We start from the raw sequence: 1,369 nt of genomic DNA on the forward strand, positions 1-1,369 counted from the left end.
TGTCTAGACCTGAAATAACGATACACAAAAAAGAATCGTTATGAAAGAACCATTAGAATCGCTTTATGTAAAGCGTACACAGAAAGATTACAGTTTAAGTTTGAAACTTCAGATTGTAAAAGAAATTGAATGCGGTAACTTAGGCATTACCGAAAGTCTCAAAAAATATGCAATACAATCCCGCTCTACGGTTGTGAATTGGCTTAAGAAATATGGTACCTTTGATTGGGACAATCAAATACCCAATGCTATGCAAAAAACACCCGAACAGAGAATTATGGAATTGGAGGCAGAAGTCAAATTGCTCGAAAAACAAAAAGCATTACTGGAAAGACAAGCCTACATCGCCGATAAAAAGGCAATTTTCTTCGATATGATGATTAATCTTGCAGAGAGTGAATATCAGATTGACATCAGAAAAAACTCCGCATCCGCACAATCACTAACTTCCGCAGAACAGAAAAAGAAACGTTAATTTTTACCTGTGGATTGTCCGGATTGGATAGACAAGTCTATTATCGAAGTTTAAAACGCAGTACGGTTCGTATCAGCAAAGCTCAGCAAGTAGTGACACTGGTGGAAGAAAAACGTATGATGCAGCCCAAAATAGGTGGCAGGAAACTTTACTTTATGTTAAAAGAACCTCTGAAATCTCTGAGTATTGGCAGAGATAAATTTTTTGATATTTTACGAGCCAATCATTTACTGATTGTTCCCAGGAGAAGTTATCACGTGACGACCAACTCGCATCACCGCTTCAGAAAGCACAAGAATATGATATTGGATTATCAGATCACAAAGCCCAACCAGGTTTGGGTGGCAGACATTACTTATATTGGAAACAGAGCGAATCCAAGTTATTTGAGTCTGATAACGGATGCTTATTCCAAGAAAATTGTGGGACATCATGTTGCAGACAATTTAAATACAGAAAGCAGTTTGACGGCTCTAAAAAAAGCTTTGAAAAATAAAAATATTAATTTAAAATCATTGATTCATCACTCAGACAGAGGTTTACAATATTGCTCGAATGAATACCAAAGATTATTGGGAAAGCACCATATACAATGCAGCATGACGCAGAATTCAGACCCTTATGAGAATGCCGTGGCAGAAAGGATTAATGGTATTTTAAAACAAGAATTTGATATTGATAAATACGATATGGAAACTAAATTGAGAAGACGTGTTGTAGATGAGGCAATTCAAATCTATAATGAAATTAGACCTCATTTTTCAAACCATTACTTAACACCAAACCAAATGCACCAGCAGTCTGAATTAAAAATGAAAACCTATAAAACTAAAAACCAAAGCAAAAACGTTTTTGCTTTGGTTTAATTATTATTTTTATCCTATAATCTGTATC

Annotated in this window: 2 protein-coding genes; both read left to right on the forward strand. The window is 35.2% G+C overall.

Features of this window, described 5'->3' with window-relative positions; genetic code table 11:
- Positions 1-40: 40 nt before the first annotated feature.
- On the forward strand, positions 41-475 hold the full coding sequence (locus tag ACR1PN_RS20445) for a transposase (protein ID WP_433981535.1): 435 nt from the start codon (positions 41-43) through the stop codon (positions 473-475).
- A 23-nt stretch (positions 476-498) separates the two neighbouring features.
- Positions 499-1,341, forward strand: a complete 843-nt coding sequence (locus ACR1PN_RS20450) for an IS3 family transposase (protein WP_433981536.1) — start codon at positions 499-501, stop codon at positions 1,339-1,341.
- The last annotated feature ends 28 nt before the right edge of the window (positions 1,342-1,369 follow it).

Origin of the sequence: Chryseobacterium sp. RLHN22 (assembly GCF_051011795.1) — a bacterium.
In the GTDB taxonomy this organism is placed as follows: Bacteria; Bacteroidota; Bacteroidia; order Flavobacteriales; family Weeksellaceae; genus Chryseobacterium; species Chryseobacterium zhengzhouense.

Excerpts from the sequence above, each read along its gene's own strand:
- ACR1PN_RS20445 (WP_433981535.1), top strand. The coding sequence starts at position 41 with ATGAAAGAACCATTAGAATCGCTTTATGTAAAGCGTACACAGAAAGAT.